This is a genomic window from uncultured Acetobacteroides sp. (assembly GCF_963667355.2).
In the GTDB taxonomy this organism is placed as follows: domain Bacteria; phylum Bacteroidota; class Bacteroidia; order Bacteroidales; family ZOR0009; genus Acetobacteroides.
On sequence record NZ_OY763328.2, the window covers coordinates 4217467 to 4244146 of the forward strand.

The window sequence follows — 26680 nt, forward strand, 5'->3', positions numbered from 1 at the left end:
TATAGTGTTTAGATGCTAAAGGTTGTATAACCTTGTGCATCTACGAAAGATTTAACATTAACATTTTCTGGCTTCAACTCTGTCTATTGACATCAGCTTATTTATATATCACCATAAACTCTGTTCTACGGTTTTTTGCCTTGTTCTCGATGCTGTTATTGGGGACTATTGGCTTCGAGGAACCGTAGCCTACGGCTCTAAGCCTATTTTTGTCGATTCCATTTGCAATAAGGTACTTGACCACCTCCTTTGCACGGTTAGCGCTGAGCGAATTGTTGAATGCAACCGATCCAGAATTGTCGGTATGGCCCGAAAGTTCGATCCATAGAGTTGGATTGGTATTGAGTAGCTTAACCAGCGTTTTTAACTCTACTTCCGACTCCTTCTTAAGGCTGTAGGAGTTGACATCGAAGTAGATATTCCTCAAAATGGTGGTGCTCCCTACGCTCATAGGCTCGAGTGCAATGCGGAGCTCTAGCGGATTCTGAATTGTTTTAGTAGAATCTAGCAAGAAGCTTTGCGAGTTGAAGAGATATCCCTTACGGGTAACCTGCAAGGCGTAGCTGGTTGCAGCAGGAAGAGACGTAAAGAACGCTCCATCGTCGGGATAGGAACTGCTTACAAACTCCTCCTTGCCCGTTTTAAGGTTGGTGAGAACAACTTCGGCAGCAAGCGGCTTATTGGTTTTAGCATCTACAACTATGCCCTTAAGGTAGTAGGAAACATTAGGCTTTAGCGTATCGGGAAGCTCGAAACTGTAGATGTCGAGCCCCCTTCCCTCCTCGCGGCTAGAGGCAATGTAGGTAGTTTTTGCATCGGCCGAGATTACAATGCCCTGCTCCTCGCCTTTGGTGTTGATTGGGTAGCCCAAGTTAACGGGAACGCTCCACTCCTCATTGCCATCTAAACGAGTTCGGAAAAGATCGAGGCCTCCAAGCCCCCGATGCCCATCGGAGGCAAAGTAAAGGGTCTGCCCATCAAAGTGGATAAAGGGAGAAACGTCGTTTCGCGAGGTGTTAACCTTCGGCCCTAAGTTCTTTACATCAATCCACTCGCCGCTCTCCATATCGCGCGTAGCAACGTATAGGTCGTAGCCGCCGTAGCCGCCACGACGGTTACTAGTAAAGTAGAGATAGCGGCCATCAGAGCTAATGGAAGGCTGCTTGTTGGATGATATGGGGGTATTAATGGGAGGTGGCAGCTTTTGAGGATCGCTCCATATCCCATTTTTCAGACGAGAGTAGTAGATGCTGCACTCGTTGATGCACATGGTAAAGTACATGCCCTGCCCATCGGCGGTAAGCGATTGCGCTCCCTCGTTGGACTGGGTGTTTATGGTTCCGGGTAGGGGAATTGCCTTACCCCACTTGCCTTGGGCATTCTTTTTTGAAACAAAGAAGTCCTCCTGCAAAACGCCAGAGCTGTCGCTTCGGGGAATGTTGCTGGTCTTTACGAAGGTATTGCCATCGCCTGAAATGCTGGGCCAGTAGTCGTCGTAAGTAGAGTTAATGTTATCGCCCAAATTCTGTGGGACAAAGCCAACTGGTCGATCTTTTAGTCCTTTGGCAAAGAGCGCGCTGTTGAGTGGCTCCTCCACCTTAGCGCGTTGAGCGGGATTGTTGCTTATATAGTACTCGAAGCATGCTATTGCCTTCTCGTACTGCCCGTCGCGCAGGTAAAGCTTTCCTAGAATAGATGCCAGCGGCGGATGCATGCTTGGGTTAAGCGCATATGCCTTTTGGGCATAGAAGATGGCCTTTGTTTCGTGGAGGTTTTCTATTGAAGCCTGCATGGCCAACAGGTAGGCCTCCGTAAAGGTGGAGTCATCGGCGATTGCCTGGTTTACCTTCTCGAAAAATGCTGGGTAATTCCGGTTTTTAAATAGCTCCAAAGCCTCCTTGTAGGCCTTTACGGCCTGCTTGTTCGTTGATGAATACGCTTCGCCATCAGCCCATTCGAAACTCATCACTACTAGCAGCAGTAGTGTCAGCCTAATCATTATACGCATTGATAATCCCCTTAAGAAAAGACCTATCTCAGTTGGTTGAGATAGGTCTTCGAATGTAATCAGTTTATTGATCTTCGCAAAATCACTTTCTAAAAATGCGCGATTCGTCAGCCTTTCGAGCCTTGGCGACAACATCTTCGGGAATAAACTTCCATGAGTTTAATGGCTTGTGGTCGAGTATGCCAGATTTCATTAGGTCCATCATTATTAGGTAGCGCATATCCTTGGTTGTGCTTGTAACCAACCGCTTGCTAATCTCTGATGGTTGAATTTTGGCTCCAACGGTAAGGTGTCCACCTCCCCCATTTCCACGGTAGCTGCTCATGGCTACCTTGTAGGTTTTGCCTAGATCAAATGGTGTTCCGTCGGCCATAGAGGTAATGGTAACCTTGCTGCCAGCAGGCTTTGTAATATCTACCTGATATTTGATACCCGCTCCTGAATCGAAATTGTAGTACTGATTCTTCAGCTTACCCTTTTCGTTAAGGAGAAGCATTCCATCATCGAAGGTATCGCTGCTCTTCACCCAAAGACCGTAGGAGTATTCGAGGTAGTTCTTAACCTCCTGCCCTGTTAGATTAAGCACGTAAAGGAGGTTTTCGTACTTGTAGAGGTTGAACATGTCGCCTACGGTGATATCGCCAGCAGGAATGTTGGCATTTAGGGTTAGCGGCGATGCGAAGCTAATATCGGCATTGGTAGTCTTTAGCATGCTGCGGTGAATCAGGTCTACAAATGAGGAGCTGCCAAAAAAGGTATCGGCAGAGCTAATTGGCTCATCAAGCGTGCCGATCTTTCGCGAAGAGAATTCCTTGATTTTATCAAAATCGCCCTTGAATTGCTCCTCAAAGGCTTTTTCAGCAGGTAATGGGCGAACATCGACAACGCTACCGCTTACCTGCTTGCTGCTGCCCTGAAAAGCAATGGTGAGAACGCCCACGTTGCGGGCAAAGGCGGCGGGATTAAGCACCTGAACGGAATCGCCAAAGTCGGTTGCCACCTTCTTGTTGAAGATGTCGTGATCGTGCCCGCATAGTATGGCGTCGAATCCCTTAACCCGCTTGGCAATGAGCATGGCGGCATTCTCGTTCTTGTAGGTATTCTCGTTCTGGTTGTTGTAGTTAAAGTTTACGCCGGAGTGTACCATGCCAATAATGGCGTCTGGCTTCTCCTTTTTCTGGATAATATCAACCCAATACTTGGCGCTCTCCACCATGTCGTTAAACGTCATCCCTCTCCAAATATTTTCGGGGAGCCAGGTGGGGATGGCTGGGGTAATGAGCCCAAGTACAGCAACCTTCTTGCCATCGACCTTAAATATTTTGTATGGCTCGAAGTAGGTTTTTCCCGCAGGCGTAACCGCATTGGCGGCTAGCCAAGGGAAATTTGACTGCTGGCGAACCCTATCGTAAACGGGATGTCCAGGCTCGAGGTCGTGGTTGCCTACGGTTAGGGCATTATACCCCATAAAGTTCATCACCCTTGCCTGTAGATGCTGGCTTAGCGTATCCACAAAGTTGTAGAAGTAAACGGTTGGCTGCCCCTGCAGCATATCGCCGTTGTCGAGGAGCAGCAAGCTGGGGTTCTGCTTTCGTTGCTCCTTTACGTAGGTGTATATCTGAGCTAGGCTTCCGGGGCGAGCCTTTTGCTCGATAAAGTCGTAGGGGAAGATGGCGCCGTGCACGTCGGTGGTAAAAACTACCTTAACCTCCTTGCCCTTCGAGGCAAGCATTGTAAGCGGCATTGCAAAGAGCAGCACCAGTACAAGGGCTTTTATTGTTGCAGTTCTGATCCTCATGTAGCAGTAAATCTTTAGAAATTAAAATGAATTCGTAAAAGTCCGTAAATATAGCAACGATTATATTTCGCGATATTAGTAGAACCTTATCTTTTTGCAGAGGCACTAGTGGGGCTTAGCTTTTAGGATATACTAAGCGCTGCATTCTCCCCTATATCCCCTCGTATAGAGCATTTCCGTAGTGTAAAGCTCTGTCTGCGTATTCCGATAGAGCTTTTACATAGTGTAAAGCTTCGTCCGCGCATTCCGATAGAGCAATTACATAGTGTAAAGCTTCGTCCGCGCATTCCGATAGAGCAATTACATAGTGTAAAGCTTCGTCCGCGCATTTCGATAGAGCTTTTACATAGTGTAAAGCTTCGTCCGCGTATTCCGATAGAGCTTTTACATAGTGTAAAGCTCTGTCGGCGCATTTCGATAGAGCATTTGCATAGTGTAAAACTCTGTCCGCGCATTCTGATGAGCATTTGCATAAAAAAACTCCACCAGCAGCGTAAGGCTTTTGGTGGAGCTTATATATCTAAACAAATCGTCGGCTACGATTCTATGGCTTCATCTGAGGTTTCTTGCAGCTCCCGATTATTTTGGTGGATGCGATACTTTGTTATCAGCAGCGCAAGGATAAAGTAGGCGACCATTAGAATCATGAGGAAGCCCAGCTCACTTGACACCTGCTGTAACGATGCCCCCATCGTATTCAGCCTCAAGTACCCCTGGATTGCTGTTGTGCTAGGAATCAGAAGCGAGAATTTCTGTAGCAGCAGCGGCATTTCGCTAGCAGGCCACGAGAATCCGCTTAGGAAGATAAACGGAATCGAGGTGAAGAACATAAAGATTAGCGAGTGCTCGCGCTTCTTGAACAGGGTAGCAATCGATATCCCCAGGAATGCCACCGCAAATATGTAGGGCATTATGAAGATGAACACCTCGAATGGGTTTCCCTTTTGGGGTAAGTCGAACCACTTGTAAACGAGCACCAGCATAAAGAAGATGTTGAACAGGTGCAGTGTGATAAAGGCAAAAGCCTTACCCAGCAACGTAGATACGGCATGGCGAGGATCGATATCTCCATCCAGGTAGAAGTACTTGCGCTTCTTCTCGCGCAGCGTACCGCCAAGCATTCCGATGCTGAGCAGCAGCGTTTGCTGAAGAATCATCAGCATTACCCCGGGCATGGCGTACGAAGCATATCCCGCAGCAGGATTAAACAGGTAGCTGGTTGAAACCGATACGGGCTGGCTTTGAGCCATGGCCTTATACTTGTCGTTCCCCTTCATCATCAGCCTACCGATCTCCAGCTTGGCGCTCATGGTTCCCGTAACCTGGGCCGCACCCGATAGGATCTGCTTATATATCATAAAGTAGCTGGCATCGGCGTAGGCCGTAACGGCAGCCTGCTCGCTCCTCATTATTTTGCGCTCAAAATCCTTGGGGATAACGATAACGCCATGGACCTTATCGTCGTAGAATAGCGCCTTTGCCTCCTTAAAGTTCTGGGTATGGAAGGTTACATTTATTTGAGGCGTTGCATCGAGCATGCGCACCACGTCTCTACTTGTTTTAGTGCCATTCAGGTCGACAACCGCTACCGAAATGTCGTTTACCACCTCGTGCGAGTAGGAATACGTATATATTAAGGAGTAGAATATCGATGCTCCAAATAGGATGAAGAGCACGCCCGAGTCCTTAAGCAGCAGCTTTAGCTCGTATAGGTAGGTGTTAGCGAACACCTCGTACGATTTTTTTAATCTCCGAAATGCCATACTACACCCCTCCCCAGAATTTTTGGTACATCATATGCTTCTGTAGCTTGGGCAACAGCGAAAGCGGGAACAGGATAAACAGCCCCAGCATTCCCAACGGGAAGAGCGCCGTATAGATTGGCGCGCCGCGTAATCCCTGGCTCATGTAGATGTCGAGGTACTGCGTAAAGGGAAAGAACTGCCCAATAGTAGCAATACTTGCCGGCATGCCAATAAACGGAAAGGTTAAGCCCGAGAACGTAAATGCGCAGATGGCGTATGCGCTCGACATCGATAAGCTTAATCGAAGGTTGCTTATCAAACTGGTGATGAAGATGCCAATTCCCTGGTAAGCCAGCACAAAGAATAGGTTCGACAGGATAAGGATTAGCCTGCTACCACGAAGAGGTACCCCTATAAAGCGGTAGAGCAGCGTACTCATGAAGAGGCTAACAATAAAGAAGATCACCGAGTATGGAATCATCTTGCCCGTTATGGCGCTTATCACATCAAATCCCGATGCCTTTAGCCACTCTCGTGCTGTTCCATCCTTCATCTCAATATTAACGGCATAAACCGACGCTGTAATAATAAACATCTGAAGCATAACCGGAAGTAGCGCGGTAAGCAGGTAGTATGCGTAGCTTCCGAAAGGATTGTAAAGCATCTTCTTTTCCAGAACCACCGGCATAACCTGTGCGGCAGCCAGCTTGGCGCTCTCGCCCTTCTTCAGCCTCCCCTGTAGGTCGACGCCAGCGTTAAGCGTAGCAAGTGCCGTGCGGATATCCCTATCCAGCAAGCCACCCTTAAGGATGTTCAGGTTGTTAACGTATAGCGCCACCTTAGTTGGATTACCCCTATAGATGTCTCTTTCAAAATCCTTAGGGATTAGAACAAAGGCGCTTATTTTCCCTTGCATCATCAGCTCCTTACCCTCGCTAAAGCTGGTTACACGGTAGCAAGCATCAGCCGAAGGCGTTGCATTTACCATACGCGTAGCCTTTCGCGACATTACCGAGGCATCAGCATCGCATACCGCAATAGGTATCTTGTGGGGGACTCCATTCTTGAAAATCTCAGTGAAAAGGAAGAAGCATGCCAACGGGAATACTACCAGCACAAAGAGGTAGGTTGAGCTCGACGACATCCGCCTGAGCTCCCGTAAAAGCACGCAGAGAATTCCTTCTCGCATCGAATGCTTTATTTTATTGCGCATTAGATTCTGATTTTCAAGTTAGTCCTTAATCTTATTCCAATCAACCAATACGCTCATTCCGGGGCGTAGCCCAATGTTCTTTGCTGTTGGCTTTGCCTTAATCTCAAATGTTTTGCGGTCGAAATCGCCCGAAGTCTTGGTTGCTGTCCAGGTTGCATAGGCTCCTTGAACCGCAATGAAGGTTACCGTAAACTCTACCTCCTTATTGCCAAGGGCAGGAATTGTTCCGGTGAACGTTTTGCCCTTCTTTATCTTGGCAAGCAGATCCTCGCGCAGGTTGAACGAAACCCAAACATCCGATAGATCTACCAGCGTAATTACAGGATAGCCTGTTCCAATAAGCTCGCCACGCTCGGCAATAACCGAAGCAACCTCGCCTGTAATGGGCGATTTTAGGTGAGTCTCATTGAGGTACGATGAAACCTCGCTAACCACGCCGCTAGCCTGGTTTACAAGGGCACCGGCAGCCATCTTATCCTCGTTGCGAGCCCCCTTCTTGGCCATATCGTAAACAGCCTTTGCCGATTCGGCAGTAAACTTAGCCGCTTTGAACTGGGTTTCTACCTCGTCGCGCTTTTGTGCGGGCACTACACCCTTATCAAATAGGTTTTGAATACGACGGTAGCTCTTCTCTGCAAAGTCGGCAGCGGCCTCGGCCTTTTGCCAAGTGGTATATGCAGCTTGTACCTCTTCGATACGAGCACCGTTGTTGGCCTTAAGGCGTTGCGCCATTGCGGCATCTTTAACGGCATTTGCCTGCTCGTACTTGGCATGCACTTCGGGACTGGTAATGGCGTAGAGCATCTGACCAATTGTTACCTCATCGCCTTCGTGAACGTACAAGGTATCAATTCGGCCAGCGAGCTTCGAGGCTACCTTTACCTGAGTTGCCTCAATTTCGCCCTGAATAATGTTGGGTTGTGGCTTAAGCACGTACCAGCCTATAAGGATTATAAGCGTAAGCAATCCTATTGTTCCTACTGCAAGGGTAAAAAACCTGTTGTTCTTCATATTAGGTTAATCGTTATATTGTTTTTTCAGTTAATTGCTTTTAAGCACACGTTGGCTACGCGTTCGGCCATATTGCTCTCGAGTACTTCATTCCCGAAATGCTTCCTGAACCTGGAATCGATGTACAGCAACGATTGACCGATCACCAGCACATATAGATCCTCCGAGGTAACATCCGCCTTAATCTCGCCGTTCTGCTGCCCCTTTTGCACCAGCTTCTCGAAAGTTTCCTTTAGGCGTAAGGCAACACCCTTATCGATCTCGAAGGTATAATCGTGAATCAGCATAAACAGAAACTTGGTTTGGATGGGGGCCTCCTTGGCGCGATTGATGATATGCGCAACGAATTCGTAAACCACCTCGCGCACGGTACCCTTTTGCGAGTAAAGGTCGTCGAGCACGTCGGCCAGCTGCTCGACCTTGCTCTTAAATATATCGGATACCAAATCGTACTTGCTGGGATAAAAGCGGTAGAGGTAGCCATCTGCCACACCTGCCCGCTTGGCAATAAGCGATACCGATGCCGCATTGTAGCCGTGGCTAACCACCAGCTCAACCGTTGCATCCTTTATTCTTTCGAGCTTCGAGGTATCAATGCTTTTCGCCATTTACTATGATTGAATGCTCATTCATTTAACGCGCAAATATAACTCCATTCACGGCAGAAAGTTTAGCATTAGCTGTATTTAAACCATATTGTGGGAAAGAGAGATAGAGTACGCTGATACAGGTGTTGCGTGAGAGTTTATGGCGCAAAAGATACTGGAGGGCAGCACCTCCAATTACTTACATCTCTATCCAAAATACTGGTATACCCAATAGACCTCCATTATAGGAGACGACCAAACTATTGCTCAACCGCTTATATACTCGTCCTGAAACTTTTATTGGTTGAGAAAGTTGAAGTTCTCCTCTTTTTTCAATTTGAACATAGTACTCCGCCGTTGTAGATGTTTCTATCTTCCATCTGTTAATAATTCTCGCCTCTATTCTTTTGGTATTTTCTGCGTTTAAAACAATATTGGAAATGATGGTGGCGCTGCTTACGTAAACAAGAACAAAGAGGAGTAACAAGGCGCTGGTTATCCTATCTCTGATTGCTCGCCCCCCACTATTGTTGGCTTGTCGGTAAAAGGCAAGAACTAGAATTATAAGACAAAAAGCAGAAGTGCAGATCCAATAGTTAGCAAAGCTAAGTATGGTATAATCGCTCATACATCGCATTGCTAAGGCTGCGGGGGGAAGCATCAGCGTTGACTTAAGACTTGCTAATGGCGACTTGTTATTTTCGCTGAATGGATTGACAAGCCCTCCTGAACCAGCATACAAAATATAGCCCAGCAGCGGAAGTATCGTGCAAAGCCCTAGAATCCAAACATTGTATATGGGAATGAAAACTAGCGGCAGCGATACCGCTAACGATGCAGTATTAAGTAAAGTAGCGACACGCTTCACCTTTTTAAGCCTTTTTGCCTGTTCCTGCGTCGTATATCCCTCGGTTGAATAGCAGAAGAGTCTCTGGTGTTCTTCGTTTGCCTCTACCTCGTCGAGGTTAGGAATACGTTGATGGATGTAGGCAACCAGCTCGTTAAACCTTTCCGTATTGCTGTAGATCGTAAAGCGACCTGCACCTTCCTTTAGTAATATCACACAATCACGAATTGCAATTCTATATCCTATGGCATCGCTATAGTATAGCACCCTTGTAGTAAATGCTGTTTTTCTAACGCATCTATCCTCGTATACCTCATAGCGCTACTTTTGGATGGTAACCATGAGGAGTGCCGCACAAGCAGCACAAGCAGCAGCAATGGCTATGATGTAGGGAGCCCCACCATCAGCATACCAGCTAACGAAAAGGCCAATGCCCGTAACCATCAGCGATATTACCATCAGGTATAGAGCAAACCTCGATCGTAACGAAATTCTAAAGATGTAATTCATCTATTGAGTAAATAATTTGAAATCAGATCGCTGATAGTTTATATTCTACTGTAAGTCGCTAAGTACAGGCAGCTCGTTTCGCTTTTTAAAGTAGCAGCTTATAGCGCCCGATTTATCGGTTGCCCTATTAAATGGATTTAGTCGGGCAAAAAAGGCTAGCGTACTGCCATCCATTTTTAGAAGATATCCTAAGCCAGCCTTTTCTAGTAGCTCCTTTAGCTCCGGCGCATCTTTAGGGCTGATGGCTAGAAAGGTACTTAGCCTATCGATTCCCAGATACTCCTTATCAATCTTAGCCATTCCACTGAGCCTATCCAGCTTCTCTCCTTCTGGCGTTGATGTATTGGTCACAAACAGGAATGTTTTTATTAGTAGGTACCCTTCAATTAGGTAAGCCACAAAGTAACCTAGCTTGATATCGTTGATTACCACATCCAGCAAATACTTTCCTCCTCCTACATCGTGTACTATTGGATTCCTCTTAATTTCGGTAATGCATAACCCTAATGATACACCTATCATTAGGCCATCTAAGCGCTCGGCCAACCGTTCGAGGGCATGGCTTTGGAAGTAAACATCAATAGGAGTCCCCTTAAAGCCGAACAGCTCCCTCTTTATGGTGAGGTTAAAAATCTTTCCGTTTACATCGCCAACCTGAAACCGATAGCATGGACGCCGAAGCCCCTCCACGACAACCGATCTTCGTTCTACCGGTATCGCTTCGTAGAATATTCTGAACTTCCGGGTATAGGAGTAGTCTAGCGAGTGATCCTCCTTATTGTGGGTTACCTCAATCTCTGTTTTAAACAGGATGTTCTCCTTATCGGGGATGGAAACAATCCAGCCAATGATTCTGAGCCAGATTTTTATCGTTTCCTGTACGTCTATCAGGCACCTGTCGAGAAATTCCTTAAGATCCCAAAGCTTTTCCTTAATTTCCTCGTAGTGCGGCTCCTGCTTTCGTACCTTAAAACCGATTATGTACCTAAATGATTCGAGGATATGGAACACCTCGTAGGCCGAAATAACAGCCCCATTGGTATAGGTGTAAGTTTGGCTCTTCATATACGATTGTAGAAGAGCCTTCGAAACCTCCTCGAGTTCGAGCGTTGGTTTTCGTGAGCCAACTTGCTCAAAAATCAGGGCTGAGGAGCGAAATCGGAAGCAGGAGTAAATGTCGAAACGGTCGAAATACTGGACATGCTCTATAACCTCCAGCTTATCGAGCAAGCTTAGGAGTTCCTTATAAAATGCTATCTCGATCTTCTCGTGTGCCTTTTTTAGCTCTGCAGCCTTTTGCTCCTTTTGACGAGCCTTTTTGGCTTTCGCTTTTCTATCTTTTGGCATGGTTAGGTTTAGCGTTAAGTTTTATAATTATATTGGGTTGAAATTCAATCAGGAATAGGCTTACTATACCTATTTCGTATTCATCCAATTCATAAATTCTTGCAGTTTGCCAGGATTCTCAAAAATCCACGACTTGCTTCCTTTTGTACTATCGGACTGGGATATATAGTAACAGAACGCCTCACAACAGCCAGCCTGTTCTAAATTTTGGAACTTGGTAACGTATAAGTCCCACCAAAATCCTTTACTATCTTTCTTTAGTTCGCTTAGCATTCTAAATATCTTTGGGGTGCTTTCTTTAAAAAATTCCATATCGCTCTTCCCCGTATTTTCTTCAGTATATCGAGTTGCGGCCTGCAGGCTTACCATCATCTCTGCAGCGCTAAACGAATCGCTATTCGTCGAGAATGATGGCAGGCTTACGCTAATATTTTTCTCATCCTTTTGCACTACACCCTGCCCTAGCTTTTGTAGTAGTAATGCATATTGCGATGCCGACCTTTTAGAGTTAGGCTCGAGCATGAGAAAATAGTATAGCGGCAATATAGACTTTACGCGCAATCCCTTAGCCTGCATTATTGACGATAGCACCATGTGGCTACTTGCATGATTGGGATTATTGAAAATTGCTTGTATTGCAGCATCCTCTGCTCTATCGTACTCCTTTTGGTTAAACAGGGTAAGCGCCAGATTGTAGCTCAGCAGGCTACTTTGTGGAAATTTCTTTAAACCATCCAGGTAGGCTTCTATGGCCTTCTCCGGCTTTCCCTTCATATCCCATGAAGTACCTAATACAATATAGGCGCCTTGCTGAATATCGTCATTCCTATCTATAGCCTTTTTGCTATACGCTATGGCTTCATCGTACTTACCGGTCACCATATAGGTGAACGAAATCTCGTAGTTAGCCACCGACGAGTTCTTATCGATGTCTAGCGCCGCCTTATACTTTGCAATAGCGTCATCGTACTTTCCCTGATCGTGCAGCTCTGTGCCTTCCGATATCAGCAGCGCAACTTTATCGTCCTGCCCAAATACGTTTACTACCAGCAGTAAACCCATCATAATCCCCAGAATTCTTTTCATAGCGTTTGTTTTTAATAGTTTCTATACTCTTTTACCTTGTTATTGCTTACTTAATGTTGTAGCCCATCATACCGATCCCAAAAGTGACTTTCATGCAACAAAATACCTTACATCCTTTCTTGCGCAGCTCCAGGGCTTTCTCCAAGCATAGGCCCAACATGGATTACCATTATCGCCGATGATTATGATAATCAATCTTTCGCGACGTACAAATACGCCATAAGCATAACCTTAAATGTACTTAATACATTTTAATGGCCAAAATTTATCTAAATTTCCTAAAACGCACCTAATAAATAAATCATTTCGCCATAATGGTTTATCCGAATAGAATTAAATTCTAGCTTCATCGCACCCCAACAGCTACCAACGCTATCATTCAGGCCCGCTACGTTGTCAGCCGAGCAGCCTTGGCTGACAATATAGCGGCTATATTGTTGCTGAAGCATTGCTCGCTGACAATTTAGAAGGTTCGCTAACAATTTAGGCGGCTCGCTGACAATTTAGACTTCTGAGATGCATCTGTAGTACTACTCGCTGACAATTTAGGAGGCTGAGATGCATCTGTAGCACTACTCGCTGACAATTTAGACTGCTCGCTGACAATATAGAGCGCTCGTTAGCAATATAGCGGCTAGAGATGCAGCCCAAGGTAGGCTCGTTGTTAACGTAAGGCCTATGGGAGGAAACAGCATGAGCCTCGCTCCTCTAATTTCACCAGATCTGTTCCCCTGAGCAAGCCCAGGTATTGCAGGTATAGAACTATCCTAACCTTGGAGTCTATTCCCAGCTTGGCGTAGATATTTTTGTGATGAGTTTTTATCGTCACCGGACTAAGGCAAAGTGCTCCGCCGATCTCAACGTCGTTTTGGCCAGCGATTCTTCGCCTAAGGATATCCAGCTGGTGCCTGGTGTGGCTTCCCCTTTTGTCGGTATAGCAGAGCTCCTTTTTCTTGGTATCGATAACGTATAGGCTATTGGGCATTGCCAGCTGGTTCCAGCCTCTAAGCGGGAACAGCAGCAGCTTCACCCAACGCTCGTCTACAGTAGCGCAGGTAAAGATCTCGTACCTAAAGAGCATTCGGCAGTACTCGTTTCGGCTATCGCGCATGCGGCACTCGAAGGCAAGGGCGAGCTGATGCTGCTTTTCGGAGAGCAGCGGGCCAATCTTTTGCATCCCCACCAGAATAGCCTCCTCAAAGTGCGCCATGTCGTCCTTATGGATAAGTTTTTTGAATTGCTCGTGGCTTAGCGCCCTACCGCTCAGATGGTCGAAGGAGCTGAGCAAATTGCGACCAAAGAGGTACTCCCCCATGCCCATGTTTACCGAAATAGGCAGCGCATTTTGGTTGTAGGCCAGCTGCTCGATGGTGGTTTCCAGCAGCACGTTCTCGTTCTGCGAATCGCCCAAAGCCGCGAAATGCATGCTTCTAAAGGCATCGAAAAGCTCAGCAAGCTTATCGGTCATAGTAGTATATTTTGGTATAAATAGTTAGCTAATTCGGCATTTAGGGAGGAGTACCGCTGCGATTGCATTTCAGCATTCCACTTAGGCACACCTTGCTCCTGCTGCCCTATTGTTATCACTGATAATGCAAGATATTAAAAATTGTAGAAAAAAATGCATGCCACCTAAAACAATACCCCATTAGGGGTACACCTCGCTGCTCGCTGAGGATGTATATTTGAGATCGTACGGCGGAGCAGCTCGGGTAGTGCTTCATCGTACCAAGCTACTGTATTAAACCAAACTTTTAAATGTTAATCGATTATGACGACAGACACATCAACGTCCATTCCGCGCACCGTGGAAACCTTTAACCCCTATATTCGGACAACCGTAGCGTACATGCAGGAGGGTTCACCTGTAAAAAACTTCACCCGATTGGGAATTACTGAGGAAATGATGGGGAAATGGAAAGGGTTTGGCGATCGCTGGATTCTGGCCTACGAGAAGTATTCCGATAGGTACAACTTGCGCACCATTGCCGTTACCGACGAGCTTAAGGGGATAATGGAAAGCATTCGCAAGTACGAGGAGGAAAGTAACTTTCTGACGCATATCGCCATTTCGCCAAATGCAACGATTACCGATCTGGAAACCTTCAAAATCCGTACCGTCAGCAACGTAAAGCATAGCCGTACCATACCACAAACGCCCATCACCATGCTTGTAACAGCTACGGTACAACCAATAGGTGGCGGATCGGTTACCATTAAGTGCTTTGGGAATACGAACCAACGCCCAGCCATTCACGATACCGCGAATTGCGTTCAGTACCGATTCTCGGTAGCAACAGAAGCACCTACCTCTGCCGAAGACAAAAAGCTGGAGGTAGGTCTATCCACCAAGGCCTTTTTTGTGCTACCGCTTGGCGCCGAAAACGCCGGGAAGCAGCTCTTCATCTACTTCCGCTGGTACAACACCAAGCACCCCGAGATTGCAGGCCCATGGAGCAAGGCTCAGAATACCCTTATCCTATAGCAAAGCAGGACAATAAGAGGAATAGAGCGGGACGTGCATGCGTTCCGCTCATTTTTTTTGATCTAGCCAGGAAACCTGGTCAACGTCATTATGGTGACCAACAGCTACTCCCTGCTCCCCATATTACCACCTGCCAAAAGGCTTCAGGCTCAGCATCGAGTTGTAGTAGCGCTTATCCCCGGTAACCTCCTCGCCTAGCCAATCGGGTTTCTCGAAGGCCTCGTTCTCGTCCGACAGCTCTATTTCGGCAACAACCAGCCCTCGGTTATCCCCCGCAAACTCGTCCACCTCGAAGGTGTGGTTGCCAAAATCTACCTCATAGCGAATCTTGTCAATTACCCCAGGCTCGCAGATTTTGAGCAGCTCATCGGCCTCAGCAACGGCAATCTCCTTCTCCCACTCAAAGCGGGTAAGCCCCGAATCGTTGGCAATACCCTTAATGGTAAGGTAGCCTCTTTCGCCCTTTACCCTCACGCGCACCGTCCGCTCCGGGTTCGACGACAGGTACCCCTGAACTATGCGATACGACTTACGTGCAGCTCCTTTGTAGCCTTCTGAACTAACCAAAAATTTCCGTTCAATCTCTAGTGCCATCTTTCGTTGAATATTGTATGTGCAAATTTAGCAGAAGATTCCTTCCCTACCTTCAACTCCCTCCCTACTGCAAAATAACTTCCTATAATCCATTAATTTCGCCTTTAAGATTCTTGTTTTAGAAGAGTCCTCGATGAACCACAGAATAAAAAGGTTTCCCATATTAGCTCGCTTAACAACGGCAGGTAAACGTCGTATTACCGAACAACCTTCTTCCGTAGACACCATGGCGCAGCCATACCAGACTGGCACGAATCCCTGTTTGAGCGAGGTCGCCTCCACTATGTTCCTCAATGCTGTAAAGGTCTTAGGGCTATTACCACATTTGAGGTAGCGCCATTCCACCGCGACCGAGCGAGTTAATTCGTGCCAAGGGTTTTTGGTTCTTTTTGCCCTTACAAAAAGAACAGAGAAGAAGAAGGCTCTCTCCTTTAAAATGCTAATGCCCAATAAAAGACTATTGAAGGATGAATCTACAATTTGAACGAGAAATACCTGCCTATAACTTCTTCACCCCTAAATATTCCAATAAAGATGTTACCTTTGCCTCCAAATAAATAACCGCGACGGTTAACCCGTATTACATGACATTTGAACAGTTAAACTTAATTCAGCCCATTCTGGAGGCTTTAAAGCAAGTAGAGTATTCAACCCCAACCCCCATACAAGCACAGGCAATTCCCAAGATCTTAGAGGGCAACGACCTAATCGGATGTGCGCAAACAGGCACAGGGAAAACAGCAGCGTTTAGTATTCCAATCATTCAGAAACTCACCCAAAATCCAGATACCCGCAAGCATAGAGCCGTAAAAGCGCTCATCATCACCCCAACAAGGGAGCTTGCCATTCAGATTGGCGAAAGCTTTACGGACTACGGTAAATTTACCAGCTTAAGGCATGCCGTGATCTTTGGGGGCGTTTCCCAAGTTCCGCAAGTAAACCTATTACGTTCTGGAGTCGATATTCTAATTGCCACGCCCGGTCGTTTGCTCGACCTCTACAACCAGGGGATTGTAAAGGTCCCCAATCTCGATTTCTTTGTACTCGACGAGGCTGATAGGATGCTCGACATGGGCTTTATTCACGATATAAAGCGAATACTCCAGATTATTCCACCCAAGCGCCAAACGCTCTTCTTTTCGGCCACCATGCCGCCCGAAATACAGAAGTTGGCCAACACCATGCTTTACAAACCGCTAAAGGTTGAAGTTACGCCTGTATCATCAACGGTAGATGTCATAAAGCAGCTGGTGTACTTTGTCGAGAAAACGCAGAAAAAGGATCTACTGATAAGCTTGCTTAGCAACGAAACAGTCGAATCGGCACTTGTATTTGCCCGAACTAAGCACGGCTCCGACAAGCTGGTAAGGTTACTGGTAAAGGATGGCATAAAGGCAGAGGCAATTCACGGAAATAAGTCGCAAAATGCCCGCCAAAATGCCCTTAATAACTTTAAGGATAGAAAAACGAAGGTGCTAATCGCTACCGATATTGCTGCTAGAGGTATTGATGTCGATCAGCTCTCGCACGTTATCAACTACGAGTTACCTGAAGTTCCCGAAACTTACGTTCACCGAATTGGAAGAACCGGACGTGCCGGCAACAACGGAGTGGCCATATCGCTGGTTGATCCCGAAGAGGTAAAGCTCCTAAAGGATATCGAACGCCTTATAAAGAAGGATATTCGTGTGATATACGACCATCCATTTGTAAGCATTGCATCAGCAATTGGTGTTAGCAAGGCGATAGATAGCAGCAAGGCAGCACCTGCTAAGGGAAGTGGCTATAGAGGAAACAAATCAAACGGCGATTTCTGGCGAAGACGAAAGCTCGAAAGCAAGCGTTAGCCTAAGTAGTAGTTTGCAGTAACAGTAAAATATAAGAGGCCATCAACGCTTAGCGTGTTGATGGCCTCATTGTTTGGCTCTATTACGTTCTGGAGGTCAATGCCCTACTTCTGGCTCATTATCCATCGCTTCGTGGTAGCAGGCTCGTGGTGCATGATTTTCTCGTATCGCATACAGGCTATTCGAATTCAATCCTTTCGGATTACGGCTCAACAGCCATTACGCAGCATTAATCAATGGAAAGCATAGAATATAGCCTCCTTACAGCCAACCTGTAGCAGCATATAAGAACTTCAACGTGAATTGCCCCGAGTGAAGTTCGGGGAAAGTAGGATAAAAGAAGTGCCTAGAAGTGGTTGAATGTATACTCTAGCAAGTAGTTCACCCTGTTTTACTACCCCCTCTATTTGTTATAGCCTCCATTGGTTTAGGGTTCTATTGGTTGCTACTTCTCTACCCTTTTTGTGTAGTATTCGCTAATAATACTGCTAACCAATGGACGATAGAAACGCCAGAAAAAAGCAGATCGCCCCTCCCCTTCTATCCGAACGAAAGCCTGATTAACAGCCGCAATACTCGCAAACTTTGTATTCGACAATGATATATCTATATCCGAAAAGTCACCTGCAAAATAGTAAAAGCTGTACTTGCTACTCTTTGACTTTACGACTGCAGGAAAATGCGTAGGGATTAAGTTCTTCTCCAACACCTTTTTCCCCGCCTCGTTCACATCTATTTTATAGGTAGCCAGCACATCTAAGCTATCGGAGGCGCCAATAATATCGAACCAGTAATGAAACTTCATATTTTTAGGTAGGTCGTACCTATCCCTAAATTTCGGATTGGTCTCTATTAACGGCACATCAAGATTGAGATGGGTTTTCTGCTCAAGAATGACAATCTTTTCATCAGTTCTCACAAATATGATCCCCGATCTCTTAAAAGGCCACCTTCCTCCATTTTGCTCGGTGTAGTTTTTCTTTAACCACTTTGGGAGTTCCTTATTTTTGTTAGTATCCAGCGATGAGTAGTATCGCCCGATCCATTCCTTCCAGGTCATCTTAAACTCCATTTCAAACTCGTGGGTAACAGAAGTAGGTGTTGGAGTACCAATCACATTAAACTCTGTAATAATAAGTTTCCCCAGCGACTTGAACTTTTTTAGAAGATTAACTTCGGCCATGCACATGCCGCCATAAATGAGTTCAGAAGGTTCGAGAGAGCTCATCTTAGGATTGCGACGTTGCTCGTTGGGATAACGCTCGAACCATTCGCCCGCATAAACGCCATACATGTCGGTATAGTAAGCCACATCATTTCTGCGAGCAAGGGTCGCTAAAGCAGAATCTGAGGAATTGGCAAAATCTTTCGCCTTATATCCTCCTTTCCCATCAGGAAAGAAGCCGTAGTAATCGGAGCTTACATTAAATGGTTGCTCGCTTTTCTTAATGTACTTCTCATGCTCTAAAATCCAAAACAAAGGTCTATGTTCCTGTCTGTTTCTATCAAGTACCGTTTTATCAACAACGAGAATATTCAAAGGACGCACATCCTCTTTGTTCCATAAATATCTGAACAAAAAAGGAATTGAAATTAAAATAAGGATAAATGAGAACAAGTATGGATGCTTTCTCATACGCCAATCATTCGATTACAACTTTAGGACTACATTCTGTATTTTAAAACATATTGATTAAATAAATGTTTGTTCAGCAAGTCTAATTGAGGCTCTATGACGTTTTCGAAACACAGGAAAGGAAGACAAGGATGAAAAACAATCGCCATCCTGCTTTTACTTTCTACATTATCCTATTAGAACTTATGTCATCAAAGTTCCGATCTAGCTGGCATGGCATATTAAAAAAAAAGGCTGCCTCATACGAAGCAGCCTTTTTTATGATTAAAGTAACAGACTATAATCCCATCCAAATAAGTACGGCAGCAATAAGCGCAATAATTGAATACAACTCAGGATATACAGCAAGAATCATGGTCTTACCGAATACATCGTTACCATTTGCCATTTCGGTAATACCGTTAGCAATTACGCGAGATTGCTTGGTTGACGAATAGTAGCCAACAAAACCAACCGTAAGCCCAGCTGCTAATATTGCAAAAGACTTCTCAATAGGCATGCCAGCAGCAAGTAAAGCACTCATTTTACCATTAATAAGGAAGAAAGCCGCAAAGCCGTACAATCCTTGGGTTGATGGAAGCGCTGTAAGAAGCATACTTTTACCAAAAATATCAGGATTCTTTTTAAGACCACCAACAGTCGCATTTCCCGATACTGTTACACCAATTGTGCTACCAATACAAGCTACTCCTACCATAATGGCGAGTCCAATGTAAGCAAGCATTACAGATACAAACATGTTTTATCCTCCAAAAAATTTACTTAGTTATTAACTTTTTTCTTGTGTTTTTGCTTTTTTGAAAGGGGTATACAATCTCCCTCCTCCTATAAAGCCTGAATTCTTATAGAATTCGACAAATGTTAAACGCATTGGATGCACAAACGCACCTAATGATGAAAGCGCAATGTTTAGGGTATGTCCTGCGAGAAATATTATCGCAAAAACAAGGTAATCAAGTCCGAAAGGAAGTGAACCTAGGGATAAGGATGCAATCTTATTCATTACCATTGCTAAAATGGCGCCTGAAATACCGAGGGCAAAAAGACGAATATACGAAAGCAAATCGCCAAAGAATCCGGTAATTTCATAGAGTTCTACCACTCCTAACCCTAATCTCCCCCCTATACCACCGTGTGGATGGGCAAATAAAATAATCAACCCAATTCCTACATATACAACATACATGGCGAATGGTTTGGTTGCAGGCAGAAATAACATCGCAATCCCAAGTAGTGCAAATATCCATCCAAATGGTCCAACACCTGCTTGCCATCCCGAAATACGTGTTCGATTAACTGCCTTAACGACTAAACCAAAGATAATTTGAACAAACCCAATTAGCACTGCAAAGAGCATCATCTGATTGGTATCCAAGAAGAGATGACGAATACCTTCTGGAAGTATTTCCCATTCTTTCATTTCTGTTCCAAAGATACTACCTGATATTAACCCCATGAGGATTGTACCAAACCCTAGCCATTGTACAAGCAAAATGTAGGGCCTTAAAGCAGCAAATTTTGGTCTATTTCTCAGCAGAAATCCAGCGACAACGAAAATAATACCATAGCCAATATCATTCATACACAGTCCAAAAAAGAGCATGTAGAATGGGGCAAAGAATGGCGTAAGATCGAGTTCCGAATAAGTAGGTGGAATATAAAGTTCACCTATTGGCTCAAACAACTTTGCGAACTTATTGTTCTTAAGCTTAATTGGTGGTCGATCTTCTGCTGTTGCTTTTTCAGCAAAGTAAACGACAGATTGTCCTTCTAGGTATTTATTAAGTTCATCGACAGCATTATCTGGGACGAATCCGGTAAGTAAAGCAACCGTTCCTTCCAAATCGCGACGAGTACCATTAAAGATTGACTTAAAATCAAACGTATCTGATATTTCGTCGCTGCATCGTGCAAGCAGATCAATATAGAGCGCAAGCTCATCTAGCTCGGCATTAAGATCCTGCTTTTGCATTACAACGCCATCAATCTCCTCGTTTAGTAGTGCAAGCGATTGGGCGGGAACTTTAACTTCGTTTGCAGGGAGGTTTAAAGAAGTTTCCCCATTTTCCTGAATCCAAACAAAGTAGGTGGTACCACCAATCTCGTTAACTACCGATAGCGGATATTGCGACTCCCATTCCTCACAATACTTTTTTGCAGGAGCGGTAAAGTATCGCAAAATCAGCCCCTTTGCTTCCAAATCGGCTAATGCGGAGGGTTCAAAATTTCCCCAAGGCGCTAGATCGGATTGGTGCTTAGCAAGCTTTTTATAGTTAACTTCAATTGCTTCAAGTTCCTTTACGATTGTTTCAAAGCGCGTTAGGACTTGGATGCCGTCACGATCAAAACGCTGCTTCTGCTCGCCTCTTCTATGCGTAAGCGCCTTTATAGTGCTACGATAACGGCCTTGCAGGTCGAGCAACTCCTTTTCCTCCTCATTAAGAGCCCTCTGTTCTTTTGTGATATCCAGCACTCCAATACGTTGAATATCTTCCAGAAAAGATTGAAACTCCTGATGGTATAGAAGGAAGCTGTACTTAATCATTTTTACGATCATTCTGCCACCTCCTCGTATCGTTTTTTCACAATCTTTTGCGCCGACTTAGAAAGGTTTTCCTCATCCTCTAAGAATCGTTTAATCTTTTGTATAGCAGACTCGTAATCGGGTATTTGTACCTTCTCGTAAAGGTTAACCTTTTGGGTTGTTTTCTTACGAGCACGATCTAAAAGACGCATTTTCTCAAGGTAGAACTCTCGTTCTATCCCTAAAGTAGTGAGTTCTTTTAGGATTTGGATACCGTCTACTACCCAAAATGGACTGCTAAAAAGATTGAAATCGTGAACTGTAAATATTACCTCCTTAAGAACTGGGATTTTTACCCCCGCAATCTTAGTTAGCGATACTTTTACATCGTCTACAGTAATGAGTTCAGATCTAAATTCAGACCACAAACCACTCATATACTGAAGTTTTCCTGTAAGTTCTGTTTGCCTTGCCTCTACCTCATCAGCTAAACTCTTAGCCTTTTTTACTTCGAGGCGCAGCGCCGATTCCTTATTCTTAATGGTTGGGAGCGCACGCTTTCTGACACGAAGCTGCTTATTCAGTTCGTTCAGCGCTGTTTTATTTATTTGATACTTAACTCCCATGATTGTACGCTAGTTGAATAAGTTTTTTGGCCAGTATTTTTCAACAAACTCTTGCTTAATAGCAACTTCAGTTTGATTAAAGTACTTGGCAAACAGATCCCACGCGGTATCAAGCATCTTTGTAGCATCGATATTTACGTCAATTGCTAGTAAGAACTTAGAGTAGTCGTGGGCAAACTTAAGCGTACGCTCATCGTAGTCGGTAAGGTCGAAACCATTCTCCAGCTTAGTTTTTGCGTTAGCCGCATCGGCGTAAAGACGAACGGCTGCATTCATAACTTGTGGATGGTCTTCACGTGTCTTCTTTCCGATTACCAGCTGTTTCAAGCGCGATAGGCTTCGGAATGGGTCGATGATAACCTTTCCGGTATCCGAATCGGTACGTAGGAAAAGTTGACCTTCGGTGATATATCCGGTGTTATCTGGGATAGCGTGGGTAATATCACCACCTGAAAGAGTAGTAACAGCAATAATGGTTATAGAACCACCGTTGGGAAGCTGTACAGCCTTTTCGTAGATCTTAGCCAAATCGGAGTATAGCGAACCTGGCATAGAGTCCTTAGAAGGGATTTGGTCCATACGGTTCGATACGATGGCAAGAGCATCAGCGTAAAGGGTCATATCAGTAAGCAGAACGAGCACCTTTTCCCCCTTATCTACAGCAAAGTATTCGGCAGCTGTAAGCGCCATATCTGGAATAAGCAGACGCTCTACTGGTGGTTGCTCTGTTGTATTTACAAAAGAGATAATACGATCGAGCGCACCTGCGTTATCGAATACATTTTTGAAGAATAGGAAGTCGTCGTTCGACAATCCCATACCTCCAAGGATAATCTTGTCTGCCTTTGCACGAAGTGCCACCATTGCCATAACCTGGTTGAATGGCTGGTCGGGGTCGGCAAAGAATGGAATCTTTTGCCCCGATACAAGGGTGTTGTTAAGGTCGATACCTGCTATACCAGTAGCAATAAGCTCCGATGGTTGCTTACGGCGAAAAGGGTTAACCGAAGGTCCACCAATTTCGCGCTCTTCACCCTGGACTTCAGGACCACCATAAATTGGCTTACCGAATGCATTGAAAAATCGACCAGCAAGATCGTCGCTTACAGTAAGCTTTGGTGCGTGACCAAAGAAAACCACTTCGGTGTCGGTTGCAATACCTTCAGTTCCAGAAAAGACCTGAAGCGTAACTAGGTTCCCGCTAATTTTCACCACCTGAGCAAGCTTTTCGCCAACCTGAGCGAGTTCCTCGTTCATCACTCCATCAGCACGAAGGGTAACGGTAGCTTTGGTGATATTTTCAATCTTTGTATAGATCTTCTTAAAAGCAGTAGTCTCCATTAAGCAACCCTCCTTTCTGCTAGAATATTGTTAAGTTCGTTCTCGTACTCGTTGAACTTATCACTCTCGTATTCCGAGTAGTTCATTTGCTTAAGAACGTTGATTATACGCTTGTAGTAGTTGCCCACAACATCAAACGATTCGAAGTTAAACTTCGATTTGATGATATGCGAAACAAGGTTAAGCATGTAGTGCTGGCGTACAAGTGGAGTCGACTGGTCGATCTTATCGAATGCATCCTGCTGGAGGATAACGAAATCGACAAGTTCCGACTTCCAGAAGCGGTCGTGGTATTCAACGGGAACACCGTCATCGCCAAGAATGTTGATTTGCTCGTATGCCTCACGACCACGAAGTACAATATTCTTTACTTCTAGCACCTCAGAAACCCAATCTTCCGAAATCTTCTCTTTTAGATATTCCACAATTTCAGGGTACTCCAAGTACTTCGAATACGATTCGATAGGGTCTACAGCAGGATAACGCTTCGAGTCAGCACGTTGCTGAGAAAGCGCATAAAAGCATCGAGCAGCCTTCTTGGTAGACTCAGTTACTGGCTCTTTAAGGTTACCACCTGCAGGAGATACTGTACCAATAAAGGTTACCGAACCCGTTTTTCCATTGTTTAGGTAAACAAAACCTGCACGAGCGTAGAAGTTCGAAATAATTGCAGGAAGGTCCATTGGGAACGCATCGGCTCCTGGAAGTTCTTCCAAACGGTTAGACATCTCACGAAGAGCCTGAGCCCAGCGTGAAGTCGAGTCTGCAAGTAGAAGTACCTTATAACCCATTGCGCGGTAGTACTCACCAATAGTCATGGCAATGTAAACCGATGCCTCACGAGCGGCAACTGGCATGTTCGACGTATTACAGATAATGGTAGTACGTTCTATAAGCTTACGGCCTGTACGAGGGTCTTCAAGGTGGGGAAACTCAACGAACATTTCCACTACTTCATTTGCACGCTCACCACAAGCGGCAAAGATGATAATGTCTGCTTCGGCATGCTGCGAAAGCGCGTGTTGTAGCACCGTTTTTCCTGCACCGAATGGACCTGGAATAAATCCGGTACCACCTTCTGCCATTGGGTTTAGCGTATCAATACAGCGTACCCCGGTTTCCATTACCTTAAATGGACGTGGCTTCTCTTTGTATGCTTTAATGGCAAGTTTAACGGGCCACTTCTGAACCATGGTGACAATTTTGTCTTCACCATTTTCGTCGGTAAGCACGGCAATCTGGTCGTTAATTCGATATTGACCAGCAGAAGCCAACGATTTAACCGTATATTTTCCTTCAAATTTAAAGGGAACCATGATTTTGTGGTTCACCCAATTCTCTTGTACCTCTCCAAGCCAATCGCCTGCTTCAACTTCCTCTCCAACTGTAGCAGTTGGAACAAAATCCCAAAGTTTATCCTCGTTTAGAGGCTTGGTGTAAATGCCGCGCTTAAGAAAAACGCCTTCAAGTTCTTCTAGATCGTTCTGCAAGCCATCGTAGTTGCGCTGCAAAAGACCTGGTCCGAGAGTTGCCTCGAGCATGTGCCCCATGAACTCTACCTCATTACCCACTTTAAGACCACGGGTACTCTCAAACACCTGAACGAAAGCCTTATCGCCGTTGATTTTGATAACCTCCGACATAAGAGCCACATCGCCAAGCTTGATATACCCGATTTCATTTTGGGCAACAGGACCATCAACTTGAACAATTACAAGGTTTGAAATAATTCCTGTAACTCTTCCTTTAGTTCTCATATTTGGTTCTTTATCCTATTTCATTTATTGTTCTTCAAAGGCAGCATTCAAATCAAATGTTCCCTTAAGGTCATTGAAGTATCTTTTTAAAAGCGCATCTCCAACTGCCGGATCAATCTTAACCCATCGATCAATAATTTCTGCTTTAACAAGATAACCAAGAACTTTATCTACATTAAAGTAGTTGAAGGTGTTTCCTTCATCGATAAAATCCCAGCGAAGCATGTCGATTTTTCTTTCGCGCTCGAAAAGATTGCTAATTTCGAGAATAGGCATCAACTTATCCATAAGTAGGAATTCACCTCGCAGCCCAAAATCAGAGGCTTGACTCTGTGAAAGTGCTACATTAATAGTATCATTTCCAACAAGGATTGAAGCAACATCCTTACCTAACTTTCTTGCATTGGTTGCAGCCAAAATATTGCGCAGTTGCCTGTCGAAGCGGAACCACTTTTGAAGAAATTCATTTTGGTAGTTGGCTACATAATCGTAAAAACGGTTATAAAGGCTCACTTCTATCGATTTCTGTACCTCTTCTTCATCGTCATTACGGGAAGGTTTCTCCTCCTCTTTCTCCGAGTACAATTCGTCAAAAAAGTCACCGATATATGAGGGGAAAAGCTTAAGATTAGCCTTTACATCTTCATAAACCTCTTTAGGAACAAGCGCTCTTTCAGAAAATGTGTTCCGATTGTTGATGTAGGACAATACATTTTCATTATCATAATGGAGGGAAAGAGAATTCAGTAATTCAAGATCAGAATCATTCAAGTTCTGCTTCAGCCCCCCCCTTACGCTTACAAAATCAAACTTTCGATTATCCGCATCAAACAATAACTCCGGCAATCCGGCAACCAAATAGTAGTATTGGTTTTGGATCATAATGTTTTATTTAGCTCCGAAGAGAAGTTCTACAAGGCGTGGGCGAAGGAACGACTTGAATAGGTTATCGAAATCTTGTTCGGTGAAACTAATCTGATATCCACCATCCTTAGGCGCAATCTTAAATCCAGACTTAACAGCCTTGCTGAACTGTACATCAAGGTAAACACTTAACGCTTCACCTGCTTTACTAATGAAGTAATCCTGAAGTTGTTTCTGCTTGTCTTTGGGAAGCAACACTGTTATCACATTGCTTTCTTCATTTGAAGGATTAAATTTAGCAATAGCCTCCTTTACAATTGCTTGAATAAAATCAGGACTTGCAAAAGCTGCATTTACTGATGGAGTTACTGCCTTTGCAGCAATAGCCTCTTCCACCTGTTGCTTTACCGAGTTAACGGTTTGACGAGCGGCCATCTTGAGTTCAGCCTCTGTGTTTTTGGCAATTTCTGCAGAAGAATGCTTGGCACTAGCAATTATTTGATCGGACTCCTTTTTGGCCTGCTCAATAATCTGTTGAGCTTCGGCCTTCGCTTTTGCCAAAATTTGCTCAGCCTCTGCAGTCCCTTTACCTAAGCCTTCTTTATAGAGCTTGTCTGTTAGCTCTTGAAGCTTATTTTGCATATTAAACCTCCATTTCTTCCCGAAGGATACTTTATTTTGTTAAACTTCTATCCACACCATTGAATAGGTCGAAACCCACTCTTTCACTAACAATATTTACATTTATCAGGATGCAAAATACTACTTTACCACTCATTGTATTCTTATGCATTGTTAAATAACTTCAATCACTCAATGAATTACCCCCGTTGCAGTTCACTTATTTGCACTTA

At 44.8% G+C, this 26680-nt stretch carries 22 protein-coding genes; 2 read left to right on the forward strand and 20 right to left on the reverse strand.

Annotated features, from left to right (window positions below; genetic code table 11):
* Positions 1-97: 97 nt before the first annotated feature.
* From ACHZA1_RS17395 to ACHZA1_RS17445, 11 genes are all read right to left on the reverse strand, one after another.
* Positions 98-1999 (reverse strand): OmpA family protein, encoded by a 1902-nt coding sequence (locus ACHZA1_RS17395; protein ID WP_394701043.1) that lies wholly within the window; start codon positions 1997-1999, stop codon positions 98-100.
* Between the two features lie 91 nt (positions 2000-2090).
* Entirely contained in the window at positions 2091-3806 is a 1716-nt protein-coding gene (locus ACHZA1_RS17400) for a bifunctional UDP-sugar hydrolase/5'-nucleotidase (protein WP_320053125.1), read from the reverse strand.
* Positions 3807-4342: 536 nt separating this feature from the next.
* Positions 4343-5536 carry an ABC transporter permease gene (locus ACHZA1_RS17405; RefSeq protein ID WP_320053126.1) on the reverse strand — a complete coding sequence of 398 codons (1194 nt, stop codon included), beginning with the start codon at positions 5534-5536 and terminating at the stop codon, positions 4343-4345.
* A 34-nt stretch (positions 5537-5570) separates the two neighbouring features.
* Positions 5571-6740 (reverse strand): ABC transporter permease, encoded by a 1170-nt coding sequence (locus tag ACHZA1_RS17410; protein WP_320053127.1) that lies wholly within the window; start codon positions 6738-6740, stop codon positions 5571-5573.
* 42 nt (positions 6741-6782) lie between these two features.
* A complete protein-coding gene (locus tag ACHZA1_RS17415) occupies positions 6783-7775 on the reverse strand; it encodes an efflux RND transporter periplasmic adaptor subunit (protein WP_320053128.1) in 993 nt (330 codons plus the stop codon).
* Positions 7776-7801: 26 nt separating this feature from the next.
* Positions 7802-8383, reverse strand: a complete 582-nt coding sequence (locus tag ACHZA1_RS17420; protein WP_320053129.1) for a TetR/AcrR family transcriptional regulator — start codon at positions 8381-8383, stop codon at positions 7802-7804.
* Positions 8384-8561: 178 nt separating this feature from the next.
* Positions 8562-9425 (reverse strand): hypothetical protein, encoded by an 864-nt coding sequence (locus tag ACHZA1_RS17425; protein ID WP_320053130.1) that lies wholly within the window; start codon positions 9423-9425, stop codon positions 8562-8564.
* A gap of 105 nt (positions 9426-9530) precedes the next feature.
* A complete protein-coding gene (locus ACHZA1_RS17430) occupies positions 9531-9719 on the reverse strand; it encodes a hypothetical protein (RefSeq protein WP_320053131.1) in 189 nt (62 codons plus the stop codon).
* A gap of 45 nt (positions 9720-9764) precedes the next feature.
* Positions 9765-11066, reverse strand: coding sequence for a hypothetical protein (locus ACHZA1_RS17435; protein WP_320053132.1), 1302 nt, complete (start codon positions 11064-11066; stop codon positions 9765-9767).
* A 69-nt stretch (positions 11067-11135) separates the two neighbouring features.
* Positions 11136-12152 carry a tetratricopeptide repeat protein gene (locus tag ACHZA1_RS17440; protein WP_320053133.1) on the reverse strand — a complete coding sequence of 339 codons (1017 nt, stop codon included), beginning with the start codon at positions 12150-12152 and terminating at the stop codon, positions 11136-11138.
* A 676-nt stretch (positions 12153-12828) separates the two neighbouring features.
* Positions 12829-13620 carry a LuxR C-terminal-related transcriptional regulator gene (locus ACHZA1_RS17445; protein WP_320053134.1) on the reverse strand — a complete coding sequence of 264 codons (792 nt, stop codon included), beginning with the start codon at positions 13618-13620 and terminating at the stop codon, positions 12829-12831.
* 303 nt (positions 13621-13923) lie between these two features.
* Here ACHZA1_RS17445 and ACHZA1_RS17450 point away from each other — a divergent pair, with 303 nt between their 5' ends.
* Positions 13924-14637, forward strand: a complete 714-nt coding sequence (locus tag ACHZA1_RS17450; RefSeq protein ID WP_320053135.1) for a hypothetical protein — start codon at positions 13924-13926, stop codon at positions 14635-14637.
* 123 nt (positions 14638-14760) lie between these two features.
* On the opposite strand, the gene ACHZA1_RS17455 is transcribed toward ACHZA1_RS17450, so the two are convergent.
* The gene (locus tag ACHZA1_RS17455; RefSeq protein ID WP_320053136.1) at positions 14761-15231 is read right to left on the reverse strand and encodes a CYTH domain-containing protein; all 471 of its coding nucleotides are present in this window, start codon (positions 15229-15231) and stop codon (positions 14761-14763) included.
* A 584-nt stretch (positions 15232-15815) separates the two neighbouring features.
* Between ACHZA1_RS17455 and ACHZA1_RS17460 the strand changes: the two genes are divergently transcribed.
* Positions 15816-17078, forward strand: a complete 1263-nt coding sequence (locus ACHZA1_RS17460) for a DEAD/DEAH box helicase (RefSeq protein WP_320053137.1) — start codon at positions 15816-15818, stop codon at positions 17076-17078.
* 445 nt (positions 17079-17523) lie between these two features.
* Here ACHZA1_RS17460 and ACHZA1_RS17465 read toward each other — a convergent pair whose 3' ends face one another.
* The 8 genes from ACHZA1_RS17465 to ACHZA1_RS17500 all read right to left on the reverse strand — a co-directional run bounded on the left by ACHZA1_RS17465 (position 17524) and on the right by ACHZA1_RS17500 (position 26468).
* Entirely contained in the window at positions 17524-18714 is a 1191-nt protein-coding gene (locus tag ACHZA1_RS17465; RefSeq protein WP_320053138.1) for a hypothetical protein, read from the reverse strand.
* Between the two features lie 277 nt (positions 18715-18991).
* A complete protein-coding gene (locus ACHZA1_RS17470) occupies positions 18992-19453 on the reverse strand; it encodes a hypothetical protein (protein ID WP_320053139.1) in 462 nt (153 codons plus the stop codon).
* A gap of 30 nt (positions 19454-19483) precedes the next feature.
* Positions 19484-21259: a hypothetical protein gene (locus ACHZA1_RS17475; RefSeq protein WP_320053140.1), complete on the reverse strand. Its 1776-nt coding sequence runs from the start codon at positions 21257-21259 to the stop codon at positions 19484-19486.
* An 8-nt stretch (positions 21260-21267) separates the two neighbouring features.
* Positions 21268-21864 (reverse strand): V-type ATP synthase subunit D, encoded by a 597-nt coding sequence (locus tag ACHZA1_RS17480; RefSeq protein ID WP_320053141.1) that lies wholly within the window; start codon positions 21862-21864, stop codon positions 21268-21270.
* Positions 21865-21873: 9 nt separating this feature from the next.
* Positions 21874-23205 carry a V-type ATP synthase subunit B gene (locus ACHZA1_RS17485; protein ID WP_320053142.1) on the reverse strand — a complete coding sequence of 444 codons (1332 nt, stop codon included), beginning with the start codon at positions 23203-23205 and terminating at the stop codon, positions 21874-21876.
* Positions 23205-24962: a V-type ATP synthase subunit A gene (locus tag ACHZA1_RS17490; RefSeq protein WP_320053143.1), complete on the reverse strand. Its 1758-nt coding sequence runs from the start codon at positions 24960-24962 to the stop codon at positions 23205-23207. The genes ACHZA1_RS17485 and ACHZA1_RS17490 overlap by 1 nt, the downstream gene beginning before the upstream one ends.
* Positions 24963-24986: 24 nt before the next feature.
* Entirely contained in the window at positions 24987-25844 is an 858-nt protein-coding gene (locus ACHZA1_RS17495) for a DUF2764 family protein (protein WP_320053144.1), read from the reverse strand.
* A gap of 6 nt (positions 25845-25850) precedes the next feature.
* Complete coding sequence (locus tag ACHZA1_RS17500; RefSeq protein WP_320053145.1) at positions 25851-26468, reverse strand: hypothetical protein; 618 nt, start codon at positions 26466-26468, stop codon at positions 25851-25853.
* Positions 26469-26680 lie beyond the last annotated feature (212 nt).

What these genes read in the sequence shown, in the direction of transcription:
- ACHZA1_RS17445 (WP_320053134.1), bottom strand. Translation starts at nt 13,620, where the DNA reads ATGACCGATAAGCTTGCTGAGCTTTTCGATGCCTTTAGAAGCATGCAT.
- ACHZA1_RS17465 (WP_320053138.1), bottom strand. Translation starts at nt 18,714, where the DNA reads ATGAGAAAGCATCCATACTTGTTCTCATTTATCCTTATTTTAATTTCA.
- ACHZA1_RS17480 (WP_320053141.1), bottom strand. Translation starts at nt 21,864, where the DNA reads ATGGGAGTTAAGTATCAAATAAATAAAACAGCGCTGAACGAACTGAAT.
- ACHZA1_RS17430 (WP_320053131.1), bottom strand. Translation starts at nt 9,719, where the DNA reads ATGAATTACATCTTTAGAATTTCGTTACGATCGAGGTTTGCTCTATAC.
- ACHZA1_RS17420 (WP_320053129.1), bottom strand. Translation starts at nt 8,383, where the DNA reads ATGGCGAAAAGCATTGATACCTCGAAGCTCGAAAGAATAAAGGATGCA.
- ACHZA1_RS17440 (WP_320053133.1), bottom strand. Translation starts at nt 12,152, where the DNA reads ATGAAAAGAATTCTGGGGATTATGATGGGTTTACTGCTGGTAGTAAAC.
- ACHZA1_RS17460 (WP_320053137.1), top strand. Translation starts at nt 15,816, where the DNA reads ATGACATTTGAACAGTTAAACTTAATTCAGCCCATTCTGGAGGCTTTA.
- ACHZA1_RS17475 (WP_320053140.1), bottom strand. Translation starts at nt 21,259, where the DNA reads ATGATTAAGTACAGCTTCCTTCTATACCATCAGGAGTTTCAATCTTTT.
- ACHZA1_RS17455 (WP_320053136.1), bottom strand. Translation starts at nt 15,231, where the DNA reads ATGGCACTAGAGATTGAACGGAAATTTTTGGTTAGTTCAGAAGGCTAC.
- ACHZA1_RS17395 (WP_394701043.1), bottom strand. Translation starts at nt 1,999, where the DNA reads ATGATTAGGCTGACACTACTGCTGCTAGTAGTGATGAGTTTCGAATGG.
- ACHZA1_RS17400 (WP_320053125.1), bottom strand. Translation starts at nt 3,806, where the DNA reads ATGAGGATCAGAACTGCAACAATAAAAGCCCTTGTACTGGTGCTGCTC.
- ACHZA1_RS17485 (WP_320053142.1), bottom strand. Translation starts at nt 23,205, where the DNA reads ATGGAGACTACTGCTTTTAAGAAGATCTATACAAAGATTGAAAATATC.
- ACHZA1_RS17415 (WP_320053128.1), bottom strand. Translation starts at nt 7,775, where the DNA reads ATGAAGAACAACAGGTTTTTTACCCTTGCAGTAGGAACAATAGGATTG.
- ACHZA1_RS17495 (WP_320053144.1), bottom strand. Translation starts at nt 25,844, where the DNA reads ATGATCCAAAACCAATACTACTATTTGGTTGCCGGATTGCCGGAGTTA.
- ACHZA1_RS17470 (WP_320053139.1), bottom strand. Translation starts at nt 19,453, where the DNA reads ATGTTTGTATCTGTAATGCTTGCTTACATTGGACTCGCCATTATGGTA.
- ACHZA1_RS17500 (WP_320053145.1), bottom strand. Translation starts at nt 26,468, where the DNA reads ATGCAAAATAAGCTTCAAGAGCTAACAGACAAGCTCTATAAAGAAGGC.
- ACHZA1_RS17410 (WP_320053127.1), bottom strand. Translation starts at nt 6,740, where the DNA reads ATGCGAGAAGGAATTCTCTGCGTGCTTTTACGGGAGCTCAGGCGGATG.
- ACHZA1_RS17450 (WP_320053135.1), top strand. Translation starts at nt 13,924, where the DNA reads ATGACGACAGACACATCAACGTCCATTCCGCGCACCGTGGAAACCTTT.
- ACHZA1_RS17490 (WP_320053143.1), bottom strand. Translation starts at nt 24,962, where the DNA reads ATGAGAACTAAAGGAAGAGTTACAGGAATTATTTCAAACCTTGTAATT.
- ACHZA1_RS17435 (WP_320053132.1), bottom strand. Translation starts at nt 11,066, where the DNA reads ATGCCAAAAGATAGAAAAGCGAAAGCCAAAAAGGCTCGTCAAAAGGAG.